The sequence below is a fragment of the Micromonospora sp. NPDC048898 genome, from assembly GCF_043198035.1.
Classification (GTDB): Bacteria; Actinomycetota; Actinomycetes; order Mycobacteriales; family Micromonosporaceae; genus Micromonospora.
Window position 1 is genome coordinate 611,698 of the sequence record NZ_JBICUF010000002.1, and the last position, 15,469, is coordinate 627,166.

The window sequence follows — 15,469 nt, forward strand, 5'->3', positions numbered from 1 at the left end:
CAGCGCTGCCCTCACGGTCCCGCAGGCGGTTCAGAACCGCTGTCTTCCGCGCGTTGTTGGCGGAGTTGTTCGAGGAGGGCGGTGTCGGCTTCGAGGTCGGGGTGGTCGACCTGCCGGTCGAGGTCGACGACGTGTTCGAGTTCCCGGATCGCCTGGTCGAGGTCCCCGCCCGCCCGGTGGGCCATCGCGATGTTGTACCGGATGGTGGCTTCGCCGGCCCGGTTGCCGACCTCCTGCGTCATGGGGAGGGCTTGGTGGTAGTGGTCGAGGGCCCGCTGCCGGTCCCCTAAACCGTCGTACACGTGGCCGATGTTGTTGAGGGTGGTGGCTTCGCCGGCCCGGTCGCCGACCTCCCGCGTAATGGGGAGGGCTCGGTGGTAGTGGTCGAGGGCCTGCTGCCGATCCCCCAGGTTGTCGTACACGAGACCGATGTTGTTGAGGGTGGTGGCTTCGCCGGCCCGGTCGCCGACCTCCCGCTGGATGGGGAGGGCCTGGTGGTAGTGGTCGAGGGCCCGCTGCCGATCCCCTAAACCGTCGTACACGTGGCCGATGTTGTTGAGGGTGGTGGCTTCGCCGGCCCGGTCGCCGACCTCCCGCCGGATGGGGAGGGCCTGGTGGTAGTGGTCGAGGGCCCGCTGCCGATCCCCCAACCGGTCGTACACGTGGCCGATGTTGTTGAGGGTGGTGGCTTCGCCGGCCCGGTTGCCGACCTCCCGCGTAATGGGGAGGGCTCGGTGGTAGTGGTCGAGGGCCTGCTGCCGATCCCCCAGGTTGTCGTATACGTGGCCGATGTTGTTGAGGGTGGTGGCTTCGCCGGCCCGGTTGCCGACCTCCCGCGTAATGGGGAGGGCTTGGTGGTAGTGGTCGAGGGCCTGCAGCCGGTCCCCCAAACCGGCGTACACGCCGCCGATGTTGCTGAGGGTGGCGGCTTCGCCGGTCCGGTTGCCGGCCTGCTGGTACATGGTCAGGGCCTGCTGGTAGTCCTCCAAGGCTGGCCAGGGCCGACCGGTCGACAACCGCGCCCAACCCCGGTCGTAGAGGGCGCCGGCATCCGGGCCTAGGGTCAGGGTCGCGGTGGCCATAGCCTCGACCGCCGCGAACCGCGAGGTACCCAGCCACACCCGACACACCCGGTCACCGACATCCCGGGCGATCACCGGCTGCTGACCGGCGACAGCAAGCCGATGCACCTCCACGTGTCGGGTGACGGTGGTCGCCGCAGCGGGAGCGACGGGGCGCGGTCCCGGCGGTTCCCGATCCTCCATGCCCGATCCACCTCGTTCTTCCTACTACTCCCGGTAGCCGACGCGGGCGGTTGCCGAGGGTCGGACCGTGACACCACCGGCGTACGGCGGCGGCATCGGCCGTCATTGTTCTTCCCACGATGGCCGGGATGCGGTCAGCGAGTCGGAAACCCGTCACCTGAGCCGGGCTCACCGAGCGGTCCCGGACGCGAATGAAACGTACAGTGGCCGCCAAGGTCCACCCGTTGATCGCCTGGCCTGGGCCAGAGATGGGCGGTCCTGGGCCGGCTTGACCGGGCGCATCAGGGGAGGGTGCGGGCAATGGGAAACGCCACGGTGGAGGTGTCCGGGGCGCACGCCGCGAGTTGGGCGGCGGAGCTGCGGGCCGCACTGGTCGGGGCCGTGGGGCCGGACGACAACGTGTCGCCGGTACAGGTGCAGCGGTCGGCCGAGATGGTGATCGCGGTGATCGGGCTGGTGTTCTCCGGGGTCGAGGTGGCCAAGACGATCACCGAGTGGTGGAGTGCCCGCCGCCGGGACGGTGCCGCGGTCACCGTGCTGCTGCCGGACGGCACCCGGATCGAGCTGGCCGAAGGCAGCCAGGCGCGGCTGGAGATCGCCATGCGGCCGGACGGCACCGGGCCGCACTGAACTGACCGCCACGACGGGATGGGCAGATGGGCACCTTCGAACTGGAGGTCTTCGCGCAGACCTCGAACCACTACGAGCTGCGGCTGTCCGCCGACGGCGAGCCGCCCCGGACCCGCGGTCTGGACCGGGCCGCGGTCGATGAGCTGATCACGCTGGTACGACGTGACTACAGCACCGACGCCGCCGCGCAGAAGGTGTACGGCGCGGTCCGGCTGGCTGAGCTGGGGGCGCGGCTGGCGGAGTTCCTCGACGGTGACCAGCGGTGGCTGACCTCGATGCTGGCCCATCCGGCCGGGGCGGTGCTGCGGATCACCGCCGAGCAACGGCTGCGGCACCTGCCCTGGGAACTGCTCGCCCGGGAGGGCGCGTTCCTGAGCGTAGCCGGCCGGGCGCCGCTGCTGCCGGTCCGTGCGGTCGGCACCCACGCGGCGCTGACGGGCCCGGTCGCGCCGGGCAACCGGCCGTTGCGGGTGCTGTTCATGGCGGCTTCGCCGGAAGGCGTCGAGCCGGTGCTCAACTTCGAGGCCGAGGAGGCCGCGATCCTGGCCGCGACGCGACGGACCGGCACCGATCTGGTGGTCGAGGAGAGCGGCACCCTGGAGGGGCTCCGGTTCCTCAGCCGCGACTACGGGCCCGGCCACTTCGACGTGCTGCATCTGAGCGGGCACGCCACCACGGACGGCGGAAAGCCGGTCTTCGTGGTGGAGGACGAGTTCGGCGCGCCCGCGAGTGCGACGGCTGACCAGATCGCCGAGGCGATGCAGGGGCACTGGCCGAGGCTGGTGTTCGTCTCCGGTTGCCTGACCGCTGAGGCCCCCGATGGTGGGGTGTTCCCGTCGATGAGTGAGAGCCTGGTCGATGCTGGTGCTCCTGCGGTGCTGGGCTGGGCGCTGCCGGTCGGGGACGTCTCCGCCACCGATTTCGCCGCCGCGCTCTACCAGGCCCTGGCCGACGGCCAGTCGTTGGACCGGGCCGTCGTCGAGGCCCGCCGTCACCTGTTCCACGACAGGAAGAGCAGCTACTGGCATCTGCTCCGGGTCTACGCCGACCGGTCCCCGCTGACGCCCATGGTCACCCCGCTGCACACCCCGGGCCGCAGACGGTCGCAGGTACGCGCTGTCGACCAGCAGTTCCTGGACCCGCAGACCCAACTGTCCCGGGTCGCCTCCCGAGCCGAGTTCGTCGGCCGGCGTCGACTCATCCAACGGTGCCTGCGCGCCCTCCGGCAACCCGCCGACACCCCCGGCGCGGCGCAGGGCCTGCTGTTGGCCGGCATGGGTGGGCTCGGCAAGAGCAGCCTCGCCTCCCGGCTCCTGGAACGCATGCCCACCCACCAGCACGCCGTCTGGTACGGCCGGGTCGACGCCATCAAGTTCCGTGAGCTGACCAGCAAGATCCGCTTCGACAGCGTCGACCAGACCATCGCGGCCAGCGCACTCCTCGACAACGAACAGGTTCCCCTCCTGACCCGGCTGCGGCACCTGCTCGACGCCGACGGGCCACTCGGCGGGACACCCTGCCTGTTCGTCTTCGACGACTTCGAGACCGGCAACCTCGACACCCGCGACGACGGCAGCCGCGTGCTCGCCCCGGCGATGGCCGAGATCCTGCCCGCCCTGCTCACCGCGATCCGCGACACCGGTAGCCCGAGCCGCGTCATCATCACCAGCCGCTACCGCTTCCCCGCCCCGGCCGGCACCACCGTCGCCGTCGAGGCCCTGGAGACCCTCACCCTCGTCGAGCAGACCAAGAAGATCGCCAACCTGGCCAACCTGCGCCCCGAATCCACGATTGACCCTGCCATCCGGGACCGGGCGATCGAGGCTGCGGCTCGCAATCCCCGGCTGCTCGACTGGCTCAACCGGATCGTCGACGATGCCACCCTCGACATCGACGGCCTGCTCACCGCCATCGAGAACGAAGCGGACCGGTTCCGCCGCGAGATGGTCCTGGCCGACAACCTGCTCGACTCCCAGCCTCTCGAACTCCGCCGGATGCTCGCCAGGATCAACGTCGTCGAGCTACCCGTACCCGCCGCCACCGTCCACGCCCTGCACCAACACCCCGACGCCACCCGGCACATCCAGCGGGCCGTCCAACTCGGCCTGCTCGAAGAGGGCACCGACCCCGAGACCCGCCAGCCCCGTTACTACGTCTCCAACATCCTGCACCCCCTCGTCCGCCCCCTGCTCACCGACGACGAACACACCGACGCCTGCGCCGCCGCCGCCCAGTCCCTCTACCAGCTCTGGGTCCTCGACCCCGCCGTTTCCGATGGCCACTGACCCAAGGAAGCTCGCCCGATGGGTCGAGGTGCATCGGCTTGCTGTCGCCGGTCAGCAGCCGGCGATCGCCCGGGACCTCGGTGACCGGGTGTGTCGGGTGTGGCTGCGTACCTCGCGGTTCGCCGCGGTCGAGGCCATGGCCACCGCGACCCTGACCCTCGGCCCGGACGCCGGCGCCCGCTATCAGCGTGGCTGGGCGCGGGCGTCGACCGGTCGGCCCTGGCCGGCACTGGAGGACTACCAGCAGGCCCTGACCATGTACCAGCAGGCCGGCAACCGGACCGATGAAGCCGCCACCCTCAACAACATCGGCAACGTGTACGACAGGTTGGGGGGCCGGCAGCAGGCCCTCGACCACTACCACCAAGCCCTCCCCATCCGGCGGGAAGTTGGCGACCGGGCCGGCGAAGCCGCCACCCTCAACAACATCGGCAACGTGTACGACAACCTGGGGGATCGGCAGCGGGCCCTCGACCACTACCACCAGGCCCTCCCCATTACGCGGGAGGTCGGCAACCGGGCCGGCGAAGCCGCCACCCTCAACAACATCGGTCTCGTGTACGACAACCTGGGGGACCGGCAGCAGGCCCTCGACCACTACCACCAAGCCCTCCCCATCCTGAGGGAGATCGGCGACCGGGCCGGCGAAGCCACCACCCTCAACAACATCGGTCTCGTGTACGACAACCTGGGGGACCGGCAGCAGGCCCTCGACCACTACCACCAAGCCCTCCCCATCCGGCGGGAAGTTGGCGACCGGGCCGGCGAAGCCGCCACCCTCAACAACATCGGCAGCGTGTACAACGGGTTGGGGGACCGGCAGCAGGCCCTCGACCACTACCACCAAGCCCTCCCCATCCAGCGGGAGGTCGGCAACCGGGCCGGCGAAGCCACCACCCTCAACAACATCGGCAGCGTGTACAACCGGTTGGGGGACCGACAGCAGGCCCTCGACCACTACCACCAAGCCCTCCCCATCCAGCGGGAGGTCGGCAACCGGGCCGGCGAAGCCACCACCCTCAACAACATCGGCAGCGTGTACAACCGGTTGGGGGACCGACAACGGGCCCTCGACCACTACCACCAAGCCCTCCCCATCCAGCGGGAGGTCGGCGACCGGGCCGGGGAAGCCGTCACCCGGTACAACATCGCGATGATCTACCGGGCGGGTGGTGACCTCGACCAGGCGATCCGGGAACTCGAACACGTCGTCGACCTCGACCGGCAGGTCGACCACCCCGACCGCGAAGCCGACACCGCCATCCTCGAACAACTCCGCCAACAACACGCGGAAGGCCGGTAACGAAAGACCTCCTGTCAATGCTTTCGGCACAGGAAGAATCCCAACCCGGCTAGGCAAGTCAACGGCCCGGCGGAGCTGGCAGCCCACCTCCGGTCAACAACTGCCGCTGTTCCAGGCCGCCGCAGCGGAACCAGGCCGGCCCGAGACGCGATCATCACGAGCTGGACGGGGTTGTGTCCGCCCGGCGTCACCGCGCCCAGGTGATGCACTCCTGAAACGAACGCTCTCCGAACCCTAGACGCAGCAGCCCCGGCTCTCCGGAAATGGGAGCCGGGGCCTTCACTGCCTCATCCAATATGAAGAGGCAGCGTCAGTTGCGCTTGAGGGAGTCGATGAAGCTGCGCCAGCCCTGAACGTCGAAGGCCAGCACGGGGCCGGCCGTGTCCTTGCTGTCTCGGACGGCCACCCCGTCGCGGAGGTCCGCCACCTCGACGCACTGGCTGTTGGCGTCGCTTCGGCTGCTCTTACGCCACACGGCGCGTGAACGGTCCATTGCCGCGACTCTCCCTACGTCATGTCCTTAACGATGGCGGCGATCAGGTCGCGGGACTTGTTGACGCTGAGCGCTGCCGCGTGCAGGTGGGTGTAGGTAAGCGTAACGCGCCGCAAGTCGTCCTCGCGTTCGAGATAGGTGTCTCCCGCCTGGCTGATCACGTACACGACAGGGCTGTGGATGTTGTCGGGGAACTCCAGGATCGAGAAGGAACCCACAGTGCCGGGGTGCCACCCCTCGCTGAACGGCAGTACCTGAAGCTCGATGTTCGGCCGGTCGCTCATCTCGATGAGGTGGTGAAGCTGGCCGCGCATGACGTCCAGGCCGCCGGTCTGACGACGCAGCACGCCCTCGTCCACAATCCCCCAGAACTTCAGCGGCGGATCTTCGGTCAGGCAAGCCTGCCTGGTCATGCGCACCTCGACCCGGCGGCGCGCTTCCTCGTTCTGGCCCGGCCACGCGGCGCTGGTGATTGCGTGGGCGTATGCCTCGGTCTGGAGCAACCCCGGCACAACGGCCAGCTCGAAGTTCCGTACTGCGGTCGCTGCGGACTCCAACCCGATGTACATGCTGTAGGGATTCGGAAGTTGGCCGAACTTCGCCCACCAGCCGCGTTCCTTGCCCTGGCGCTGGAGGTCGAGGGCGGTTTGCCGTATCCGGTCGTCGCTGACGCCGTAGCGGGTGAGCATGACGATCACGTCAGACCGGCTGACGCCGACCACCCCTGATTCGATCTTGTAGATCTTTGACTCCGAGCAGCCCAGCTCGGTTGCGATCTCCTTGTGCGAGACACCGGCCGCCTCGCGTAGCCGGTGCAACTCCCGGCCGAGTTGCCATCGCGCGATCGTCGGGCCACTTGCCCTCGCCACGTCTACCTCCAGGGTTGCGAACACCGCCAGTGTTCTCCCCTCCACCTCCGAGATCAAGGAACGCGGGGCGAACCTCGATCTTCCATGGAAACTTTCCATAGAAGCCTAGACTTCTCAGATTTACCTTGTCACTCTCTGCATGGAAGGAATTACGTTTCGGAGGTCCGATGGCTCGGCATGCGAAGAACCCGACGCGCTCCGGCCTGCTGCCGAAGCTCTGGTCGGTCAGGCGCCGGCGGGTAAATCCACTCGACCGCCTCCGCCCGGCAACCAACCACGCGCGGTGCGTGAGGGCGTACCGGACGATAGGTGTTACACGGGTGCCCCACCTGCCGGAACGGCCGTTGCCGGCCCCGGCGGAGGAATACCGGGCGGGGTGCTGGTCGTGACGGCGCGACGCAAGCCCGACCGGGAGGACCGGGGCGAGCAGATCCAGGCGGTGGAGCGTGAGGCGGCGCGGCAACGGATTCTCGACCAGGCCGAGGCGGAGCGGATACCGCCAGAGGAGACGACCCGGGCGGTGCCGGATCGGCGGTGGCGGCGTGGACAGCAGTGAGCTGCTGCCGATTGGCCGGCGGGTGGCGTACTGGCGGAGGCGGCGAGGGTTGTCGCAGCAGGTGTTCGCCGATCGGCTCGGCAAGTCGAAGTCCTGGGTCGACAAGGTCGAGCGGGGCGTCCGGGCGCTGGACAAGGTGTCGACGTTGCGGGACATCGCCACTGCCCTACGGATCGACACCGCCGTGTTACTCGGTCGGGACGTTCAACCCGCGCTGGTGGCCGAGCGGGTCGAGGGGGTGGAACGGATCCGGGAGGCCCTCTCGGCGTACGACATTGTTTTGGGGCGGCCGGCGGCGCGCGGCGTGGTGCTGCCCGCGGACCGGTTGGTCCGGGATGTCGAGCTTGCGTGGGTCATGTTCCAGCATGCCCGGTATCCGCAGGTGGTCGCCGTGGTGCCGGGCCTGCTCGCCGGGATGCAGCATGCCGCCGCCTACGAGCCCGGGTGGGGCCGCCCGCTGCTGGTGGAGGTGTACCGGTTGGCCGCGTCGCTGTTGGTGAAGCTCGGTGAGGCCGAGCTGAGCTGGCTGGCCGCCGACCGGGCCATGGCCGTCGCGACCGGCGATCCCGTGCTGGTCGCCGCCGCCACGGTGCAGCTCGGCCAGGTGTTCCGCGCTGCGGGGCGGGCGCGGACGGCGCAGTCGGCGACGCTGGCCGCCGCGTACCGGATCGCCCCACCCGATCCGGACGACAGTGCGCCCGGCGCGTTGTCGTTGTGCGGGACGTTGCTGGTGCAGGCCGCCCTGGCGGCAGCCCGCCGGGGCGACGACCACGCCACAGCCGAACTCCTCGACGAGGCCGCCGGCATGGCCGCGCGGGTGGGCGAGGGCCACGATCACCACCGGACGGCGTTCGGGCCGACGGCGGTCGACCTGGCCCGTGCCGCCGCAGCCCTCGACCTGGGCGACGCGGGCGAGGCGGTGGCCTGGCACGAGAAGGTGACCAAGCGGGACGCCTGGCGGTGGCTGCCGGTGGAGCACCGGGCAGCGCACCTGGCCGATGTCGCCCGCGCCTACCTCCAGGGCGGCGACCCGGTCAGCGCGGGCCGGGCGTTGGTCGACGCCGAGCGGATGGCACCGGCGGAGGTACGCCACCGCCCGGCCGTCCGCGAGGTACTCGCCCAGGTGGCCCGCGACCCGCACGCTCCGGGCACGATCATTCAACTCGCCGTCACCCTCGGGGTGACCTGACCATGACCGCGCCATGCCGTGGGGCAGCGCAGGGCCGCCCCGCACGGGTTCAGACTCGGTTGGGGGTTCGGGTGACCCCGGCGTAGATGTCGATGAGCTGCTTGGTGACCACGTCGGGGTGGAAGGTGCGCTCGTAGCGGGCGCGGGCGGCCAGGGCCAGCCCGGCCGCACCCGCCCGGGCGACCGGCAGGGCGGCGGCCAGGGCGGCCGCCTCCGGTGCGACGACCCAGCCGGCCTCGCCCACCTCGATGCCGGCCGGCATGGGCGATCCGCCGCCGACGACAGCGGAGGCGACCTCGGCGGGGCCGGTGCCGGCGGGCTCGTGCGGGGCGTCGGCCCCGACCAGGTACGGGATGCCGCCCAACGCCGTGCCGAGCACCGGTCGGCCGCTCGCCAACGCCTCGATGATCACGGTGGGCAGCACGTCGTGCCACATGGAGGCGGCGATCACCACGGCGCTCGCCTCGACTGCCGCGCGCACCCCGGCCCGGTCGAGCTGGCCGAGGTAGACCACGTCGGGTCGCTCGGCGGCGGCGGCCTCCACAAGCGGGCGCAGCTCCCCGTCGCCCGCCACGCGGAGCGTGCCCAGGGCACCCACCGGGTGCCGGCGCCAGGCGTCCAGCAGCAGGTCGACGCCCTTCTCCGGCGAGAGCCGGGCCATGTAGAGGAAACCGTCACCCAGCGGTGCCGGCCGACCCGGGTCGGGGACGGAGTTCGGCTTCACCACGATGCGTTCGTCCGGAATGCCGTAGTCGCGGAGGTGGTCGGCGATCGCCGAGGTGAGGGCGACGTACCGGTCGACCGACCGCCAGGTGCCCCGGTGCACGACCAGGGTGGTCGCCATCAACGCGCTCTGCGCCGCCGAGTCGCGGTAGCAGCGGTGCCTGATCGCCGGCACCCCCAGCGCCCGACCCTTGCAGTCCTGGCAGATCACGCCGTCGCGGAAGTAGATCCCCGACGAGCAGACCTGCCGGTAGTTGTGCACCGTCTGCACGACCGGCACGCCGTGGCGGTGCGCGGTCCGCACCACCCAGGGCGACAGCAGGGGGTACGGGTTGTGCAGGTGCAGAACGTCCGGTCGGTGCTCGGTGAGCAGCCGGCTCAGGTCGTGCTGGGCGCGCGGAGCCCAGATCGGCGAGATCGGCAGCAGCGCCTTCGCCACCTTCGACATCGACGGGATCTCGTCCGAGCTGCGGAGGAAGGGCAGCACCTCGACGCCGGCGGCGGTGAGCTGGGCGATCTCCGAGTCGACGATGGTGTTCTCGCCGGAGGGTTGGGCTTCCCGGTACCGGTTGTGCGCCACCACGATTCTCACGGGAAGAAAGGCTACCGTTGGGTCGTGCCCGAACTACCGGAGGTTGAGGCGCTCGCGGGTTATCTGCGACAGCGCGCGGTGGGCCGGCGCGTCGATCGGCTGGAGATCGCCGCGATCAGCGCCCTGAAGACGTACGAACCGGCACCGACAGCGGTCGCCGGCCGGGCGGTGGTCGACGCCAGCCGGCACGGCAAGTTCCTCGACGTGCTCTTCGAGGGCGACCTGCACCTGGTGGTGCACCTGGCCCGGGCGGGCTGGCTGCACTACCGAGAGGCGTTCCCGGCCACCACCCCGCTGCGCCCCGGCAAGGGCCCGATCGCGCTGCGCGTACGCCTGGATGACGGCTCCGGGTTCGACCTCACCGAGGCCGGCACCCAGAAGAAGCTCGCCGCGTACCTGGTGACCGACCTGGCGGCGGTGCCCGGGGTGGTCAAGCTGGGCCCGGACGCGCTCGCCGCCGATCTGGCCACCTTCGCGGAGCGACTGCGCAGCCGGCGGGGGCAGGTCAAGGGGGTGCTGACCGACCAGTCGGTGCTGTCCGGGGTGGGCAACGCGTACTCCGACGAGATCCTGCACGCCGCGAAGCTGTCCCCGTTCGCGATCACCGACCGGCTCACCGACGACCAGCTCGCCGGCCTGCACGCGGCCACCCGGCAGGTGCTCGGCGACGCCGTCGAGCGGTCGCTCGGTCAGCGGGCCGCGGAATTGAAGGGCGAGAAGCGCTCCGGGTTGAAGGTGCACGCCCGCACCGGGCTGCCCTGCCCCGTCTGCGGGGACACCGTGCGCGAGGTCTCGTTCGCCGATTCCAGCCTCCAGTACTGCGCAACGTGCCAGACCGGTGGAAAACCCCTCGCTGACCGCCGGTTGTCCCGACTCGTACGGTGAGTCACACCACTCGGTGACTACGCAGCGGAATCGCCCGCAGTGAGCGGAACCTCCGGTCCGCCGTTCTGGTCATGCGCGCATCCATCGGTATAGTGGCCCGGTCCCCGGCTTCTGAAATGGTGCGGAGCCGGCCAGATCCCTCCGGCACCATCGGTCGCCAATCTCGTTCGGGGCGGCGACCGGTCGGAGCCCGCGTGGGAGACTGGGACGGTGGGCGACCCGGGCCCTCACGCCGAGTGAGCGGCCCGTGTCATGCGGGAGGACATGGGTGAGGTGACGGCAAGCCTCCAGCGCCCGGTATCCAACGAAGGCCGGAGCAGACTCGTGCGGCACGTCGACAGCTTCGAGATCCAGCCGCCGACGCCGCCGTCTCACAACGGCGTCCCCCGGTCGGCGTGGACGAGGTCGCGTCGCCGGGTCTCCCGCTGGCACCGCCCCTACATCGCGGTCCTGCTGTTGCTCGACTTCGGCGCGGCGGCGTTCGCCAGTTGGATCGCGATCCAACTGTTCGACCAGGCCGCCTCCGGGTTCTCCGGCACCCAGCAGGACCCGACCTGGTTCCACACCGTCTCCTACCTGCTGCTCCCGCTCGGCTGGGTGGTCATCCTCTGGAGCAACCGGGGGTACGACCGGCGCTACCTGGGGCTGGGTCCGGACGAGTTCAAACGGGTGATCCGGGCCGGGGTGACGGTCGCCGCGAGTGTCTCGTTCCTCGCCTTCGCCACCAAGACCGAGTTGTCCCGCTGGACGGTCGGCACGGCGCTGCTCGGGGCGCTGCTGCTGATCCTGTGGGGCCGGTTCGTGGCCCGCTGGGCGCTGCACTACATCCGGCGGCGGGCCGGTCAGGCCGCGCACCGGATGGTGCTGGTCGGCACCCTGCCGGAGTGCCTGGAGGTCTACGCGGCGGTCACCCGCAGCCCGGCCGCCGGGCTGATGCCCGTCGCCATCCACATCACCGACGGATACGCGGCGGCCCGCGGCATGCCGACCCCCGTCCCCGTGTACGCCGGACGCGACGTCCTGGCCCTGGTCCGTGAGGTCGGTGGGGACACCATCGCCGTCTGCGGGTCGGCCAGCGCCGAGCCGGGCGAGCTGCGCCGGCTGGCCTGGCAGTTGGAGGGCTCCGGTGTCGACCTGGTGGTCGCCCCGCAGTTGACAGACATCGCCGGGCCCCGGGTGCACATCCGGCCGATCGAGGGTCTGCCGCTGCTGCACGTCGAGGAGCCGACCCTCTCCGGGCCGGCGCTGCTGGCCAAGAACCTGATGGACCGGGTCGCCGCCGGCCTCGGCCTGCTGCTGCTGGTCCCGCTCTTCCTGGCCATCGCCGTGGCGATCCGGATCTCCGACCGTGGGCCGGTCTTCTTCCGCCAGCCCCGGGTGGGGCACGAGGGGCGCACGTTCCGGGTGTGGAAGTTCCGGACCATGTACGTCGACGCCGAGGACCGGCTGGCCAGCCTGGTCGACCGGAACGAGACCGACGGCATGCTGTTCAAGATGAAGCAGGATCCCCGGGTCTTCCCGGTCGGTCGTTTCCTCCGGGCCACCTCGCTGGACGAGCTGCCGCAGCTGATCAACGTGCTCTGGGGTGAGATGTCGCTGGTCGGGCCCCGCCCGCTGCCGGCCGACGACGGCGACTTCCTGGGCGACGTCCGCAGGCGGCTGCTGGTCCGCCCCGGCATGACCGGGCTGTGGCAGGTCTCCGGCCGCTCCGACCTGTCCTGGGACGAGTCGGTCCGACTGGACCTCTACTACGTCGACAACTGGTCGCTCGCGTACGACCTGAGCATCCTGTGGCGCACCGTCGGGGTGGTGCTCGCCCGCAAGGGCGCGTACTAATCGCTGCGTGGCTGCCAACCTCTCCGCCGTGGTCGGCGTCGTCTCACTCGTCACCGCGCTGACGGCGGCGCTGCTGGCGGTGCTGCGGCTGCGGGCCCGCCGGGGCATCGCGACAGCCACCCAGCGGGCCACCTACGAGGTGCTGCACACCGCCGGCCTGGCCGCCGAGCCGCTGCGGGCGGGGCTGAGCGAGGCGGGCGCGGCGAAGGCCGTACGTCATCTGCGGGCCCTGGTGGGCGCGGTCGGGCTGGCGCTCACCGACGCCGACCGGCTGTTGGCCCTCGACGGGCGGGGCACGCACCACGGCGGGCAACTGCTCGCGGCGGCCCAGCGGACGGTGCACAGCGGCCGCTCGACGGTGCTCGGTGAGCAGGATCTGCACTGCGACCGGGTCGACTGCCCGATCCGGGGTGCGGTGGTCGCCCCGTTGCAGGGGGCGGACGGTCGGGTGGTCGGCGCGCTGGTGGCCGTCGCCGACAGTCCGCCGGCCCCGGGGTTGGTGCAGGCCACGCTGGAGACCGCGCACTGGGCCGGCAACCAGCTCGCCCTGGCGGAGTTGGACTCGTCCCGGGAGCGGCTGGCCCGGGCCGAGATCCGCGCGTTGCGGGCGCAGATCAGTCCGCACTTCATCTACAACGCGCTGACCGCGATCGGCTCGTTCGTCCGGACCGATCCCGAGCGGGCCCGGGAGTTGATCCTGGAGTTCGCGGAGTTCACCAGGTACTCGTTCCGGGCGCACGGGGAGTTCACCACCCTCGCCGAGGAGCTGCGGTCGATCGACAGGTACCTGACCATCGAGCGGGCCCGGTTCGGCGACCGGTTGCAGGTGCGGTTGCAGATCGCCCCGGAGGTGCTGCCGGTGACGCTGCCGTTCCTCTGCCTACAGCCACTCGTGGAGAACGCCGTCCGCCACGGGTTGTCCCGCAAGCCGGGCACGGGCATGGTGAGCATCGAGGCCCGGGACGCGGGTGCCGAGTGCCACATCACGGTGGAGGACGACGGAGTGGGAATGGACCCGACCACGCTGACCGCCGGCATCGCCGAGCTGGCCCGCGGCTCCGCCGATCCGGGCGACGACACGGGCCAGCACGTCGGCCTCTCCAACGTCGACGAGCGGCTGCGGTCGGTCTTCGGGGACCGGTTCGGCCTGGTCGTGGAGACCGGGCTGGGTTCGGGTACGAAGGTGAGCATGCGGGTGCCGAAGTTCCATCCCGGGGTACGGGCAGGCTCGTGACTACTGCCTTCCTCCGGGTGCTCGCGGTGGACGACGAACCGCCCGCGCTCGACGAGCTGGCGTACCACCTGCGGGCCGACCCTCGGGTGGCCCGGCTGCACACCGCCGGGGACGCGACCGAGGCGCTGCGGCTGCTGCGCGACGGCGACGTGGACGTGGTCTTCCTGGACATCCGGATGCCCGGCCTGGACGGCATGGAGTTGGCGCGGGTGCTGCGCCGCTTCGCCCGGCCACCGGCGATCGTGTTCGTCACCGCGTACGACGACGGCGCGGTGGACGCCTTCGACCTGGGTGCCACCGACTACGTGCGGAAACCGGTGCGCGCCGATCGGCTGGCCGAGTCGCTGCGCCGGGTGATCGGCTCGCGGGTGGTGCCGTCGCACCCGGCGGCGCTGGCCCGCGCCGAGGAGGACCCGACCATCCCCATCGAGTTGGCTGGCACCACCCGGATGCTGCCCCGGTCGGCGGTGCGGTGGGTGGAGGCGCAGGGGGACTACGCCCGGCTGCACACCGCGGAGGGGTCGCACCTGGTACGCGTCTCGCTGGCCACGCTCGCGGAACGATGGGCCGATGCCGGTTTCGTCCGGGTGCACCGGTCGTACCTGGTGCAGTTGAAGTTGATCGCGGAGCTGCGGCTGGTCAACTCGGGCTATGTGGTGGTGATCGACGCCACCGAGCTGCCGGTGAGTCGGCGGCACACCCGGGAGCTGAAGGACAAGCTGGTCCGGGCCGCGAAGCAGGACTGGGGCCGCTGAGCCGGACTGCCGCGGCGGGAATAACCCCGACTCCCCGTACGTCGTACGGTACGTTTGCTGGACGACGAATGGAGCCTCCGTGTTCGACGCCGCCACCGAGTTCGACAGTCAACTGGACCGCCTGGTGCAACTCGGTTACCCCGAGTTGGCCGGGCTGTCCGAGAGCGCCTTCCGCGACCTGGTCGCGCCGCTGCGGGCCAGGGCGGTCGAGGGCACCGCCGGCCTGCCCGACCCGACCGACGCCCGGGTGCCGTTCCTGCTGGTGATCACCAGGGACCTGATCGGGGTGCCGGAACGGGTGGGCCGCACCACCCTGGCCGGCAAGCGCAAGCCCGGCGTCGTCGACCGCAACTACGCCGAGGACGACCTGCCCCGCTTCGACCCGATCAAGGAGTTGGAGGTGCCGGCCGGGCCGGCGTACCTGCTCTTCGACGTCGACCGGGGCGAGGAGTTCCGCAACCTGCCCCCGGTCACCGCCATGGAGGGGATCACCGCCCGGGGCCGGCTGCCGCTCACCATCGACGAAGGGCTCGCCTTCGTCACGCTGCACCCGGCCGCACTGGCGAGCAACAGGTGCTTCTCGCTCGTCGGCTCCCGCTGCGGCGACAAGCGGGTGCCGGCGCTCTGGATCAGCCAGGGCGCACCGAAGTTGGGTTGGTGCTGGTACGGCAACCCGCACACCTGGCTCGGCTCCGCCTCGGCCAGGCCGGAGCGCGTCGGCCTGGAGTGACAGTCCACTGAGGGGGATGGCCGGTCGTGCGAAACCTGCCCGACCGGCCGTGCCGGCACATATCGCCGTTGGCCTATTCTCCTGCTACCGATTCCGGTACGGGGCGCAGGGTCGGGGTGGGCGA

14 protein-coding genes are annotated in these 15,469 nt (G+C 70.8%); 10 read left to right on the forward strand and 4 right to left on the reverse strand.

Annotated elements, in window-relative coordinates; genetic code table 11:
* Positions 1-11: 11 nt before the first annotated feature.
* The gene (locus ACGFIQ_RS09555) at positions 12-1,265 is read right to left on the reverse strand and encodes a tetratricopeptide repeat protein (RefSeq protein ID WP_393241812.1); all 1,254 of its coding nucleotides are present in this window, start codon (positions 1,263-1,265) and stop codon (positions 12-14) included.
* 300 nt (positions 1,266-1,565) lie between these two features.
* On the opposite strand from ACGFIQ_RS09555, the gene ACGFIQ_RS09560 reads away from it, so the two are divergent.
* Genes ACGFIQ_RS09560 through ACGFIQ_RS09570 form a run of 3 tightly spaced genes read left to right on the forward strand, consistent with a single transcriptional unit; the run spans position 1,566 to position 5,483 of the window.
* Positions 1,566-1,895 (forward strand): hypothetical protein, encoded by a 330-nt coding sequence (locus tag ACGFIQ_RS09560; RefSeq protein ID WP_393241815.1) that lies wholly within the window; start codon positions 1,566-1,568, stop codon positions 1,893-1,895.
* A 26-nt stretch (positions 1,896-1,921) separates the two neighbouring features.
* Positions 1,922-4,180, forward strand: a complete 2,259-nt coding sequence (locus tag ACGFIQ_RS09565; protein ID WP_393241818.1) for a CHAT domain-containing protein — start codon at positions 1,922-1,924, stop codon at positions 4,178-4,180.
* A 28-nt stretch (positions 4,181-4,208) separates the two neighbouring features.
* The gene (locus ACGFIQ_RS09570) at positions 4,209-5,483 is read left to right on the forward strand and encodes a tetratricopeptide repeat protein (protein WP_393241821.1); all 1,275 of its coding nucleotides are present in this window, start codon (positions 4,209-4,211) and stop codon (positions 5,481-5,483) included.
* A 310-nt stretch (positions 5,484-5,793) separates the two neighbouring features.
* On the opposite strand, the gene ACGFIQ_RS09575 is transcribed toward ACGFIQ_RS09570, so the two are convergent.
* Together ACGFIQ_RS09575 and ACGFIQ_RS09580 are read right to left on the reverse strand one after the other, a co-directional pair.
* Positions 5,794-5,976 carry a DUF397 domain-containing protein gene (locus ACGFIQ_RS09575; protein WP_393241824.1) on the reverse strand — a complete coding sequence of 61 codons (183 nt, stop codon included), beginning with the start codon at positions 5,974-5,976 and terminating at the stop codon, positions 5,794-5,796.
* 14 nt (positions 5,977-5,990) lie between these two features.
* Positions 5,991-6,869, reverse strand: coding sequence for a helix-turn-helix domain-containing protein (locus ACGFIQ_RS09580; RefSeq protein ID WP_393241827.1), 879 nt, complete (start codon positions 6,867-6,869; stop codon positions 5,991-5,993).
* A 361-nt stretch (positions 6,870-7,230) separates the two neighbouring features.
* Between ACGFIQ_RS09580 and ACGFIQ_RS09585 the strand changes: the two genes are divergently transcribed.
* Together ACGFIQ_RS09585 and ACGFIQ_RS09590 are read left to right on the forward strand one after the other, a co-directional pair.
* Positions 7,231-7,401, forward strand: coding sequence for a hypothetical protein (locus ACGFIQ_RS09585; RefSeq protein ID WP_393241829.1), 171 nt, complete (start codon positions 7,231-7,233; stop codon positions 7,399-7,401).
* Entirely contained in the window at positions 7,388-8,590 is a 1,203-nt protein-coding gene (locus ACGFIQ_RS09590; RefSeq protein WP_393241832.1) for a helix-turn-helix domain-containing protein, read from the forward strand. Before ACGFIQ_RS09585 ends, ACGFIQ_RS09590 begins: the two co-directional genes overlap by 14 nt.
* Positions 8,591-8,639: 49 nt before the next feature.
* On the opposite strand, the gene ACGFIQ_RS09595 is transcribed toward ACGFIQ_RS09590, so the two are convergent.
* On the reverse strand, positions 8,640-9,905 hold the full coding sequence (locus ACGFIQ_RS09595; RefSeq protein WP_393241836.1) for a glycosyltransferase: 1,266 nt from the start codon (positions 9,903-9,905) through the stop codon (positions 8,640-8,642).
* A gap of 24 nt (positions 9,906-9,929) precedes the next feature.
* On the opposite strand from ACGFIQ_RS09595, the gene ACGFIQ_RS09600 reads away from it, so the two are divergent.
* The 5 genes from ACGFIQ_RS09600 (at position 9,930) to ACGFIQ_RS09620 (ending at position 15,345) form a co-directional block, all read left to right on the forward strand.
* Entirely contained in the window at positions 9,930-10,790 is an 861-nt protein-coding gene (locus ACGFIQ_RS09600; protein WP_393241839.1) for an Fpg/Nei family DNA glycosylase, read from the forward strand.
* 264 nt (positions 10,791-11,054) lie between these two features.
* Entirely contained in the window at positions 11,055-12,626 is a 1,572-nt protein-coding gene (locus ACGFIQ_RS09605) for a sugar transferase (RefSeq protein ID WP_393242183.1), read from the forward strand.
* A gap of 7 nt (positions 12,627-12,633) precedes the next feature.
* Positions 12,634-13,860 carry a sensor histidine kinase gene (locus tag ACGFIQ_RS09610; RefSeq protein ID WP_393241842.1) on the forward strand — a complete coding sequence of 409 codons (1,227 nt, stop codon included), beginning with the start codon at positions 12,634-12,636 and terminating at the stop codon, positions 13,858-13,860.
* Positions 13,857-14,615, forward strand: a complete 759-nt coding sequence (locus ACGFIQ_RS09615; protein WP_393241845.1) for a LytR/AlgR family response regulator transcription factor — start codon at positions 13,857-13,859, stop codon at positions 14,613-14,615. The genes ACGFIQ_RS09610 and ACGFIQ_RS09615 overlap by 4 nt, the downstream gene beginning before the upstream one ends.
* 79 nt (positions 14,616-14,694) lie before the next feature.
* Positions 14,695-15,345 (forward strand): DUF5701 family protein, encoded by a 651-nt coding sequence (locus ACGFIQ_RS09620; RefSeq protein ID WP_393241848.1) that lies wholly within the window; start codon positions 14,695-14,697, stop codon positions 15,343-15,345.
* Positions 15,346-15,469: the final 124 nt, after the last annotated feature.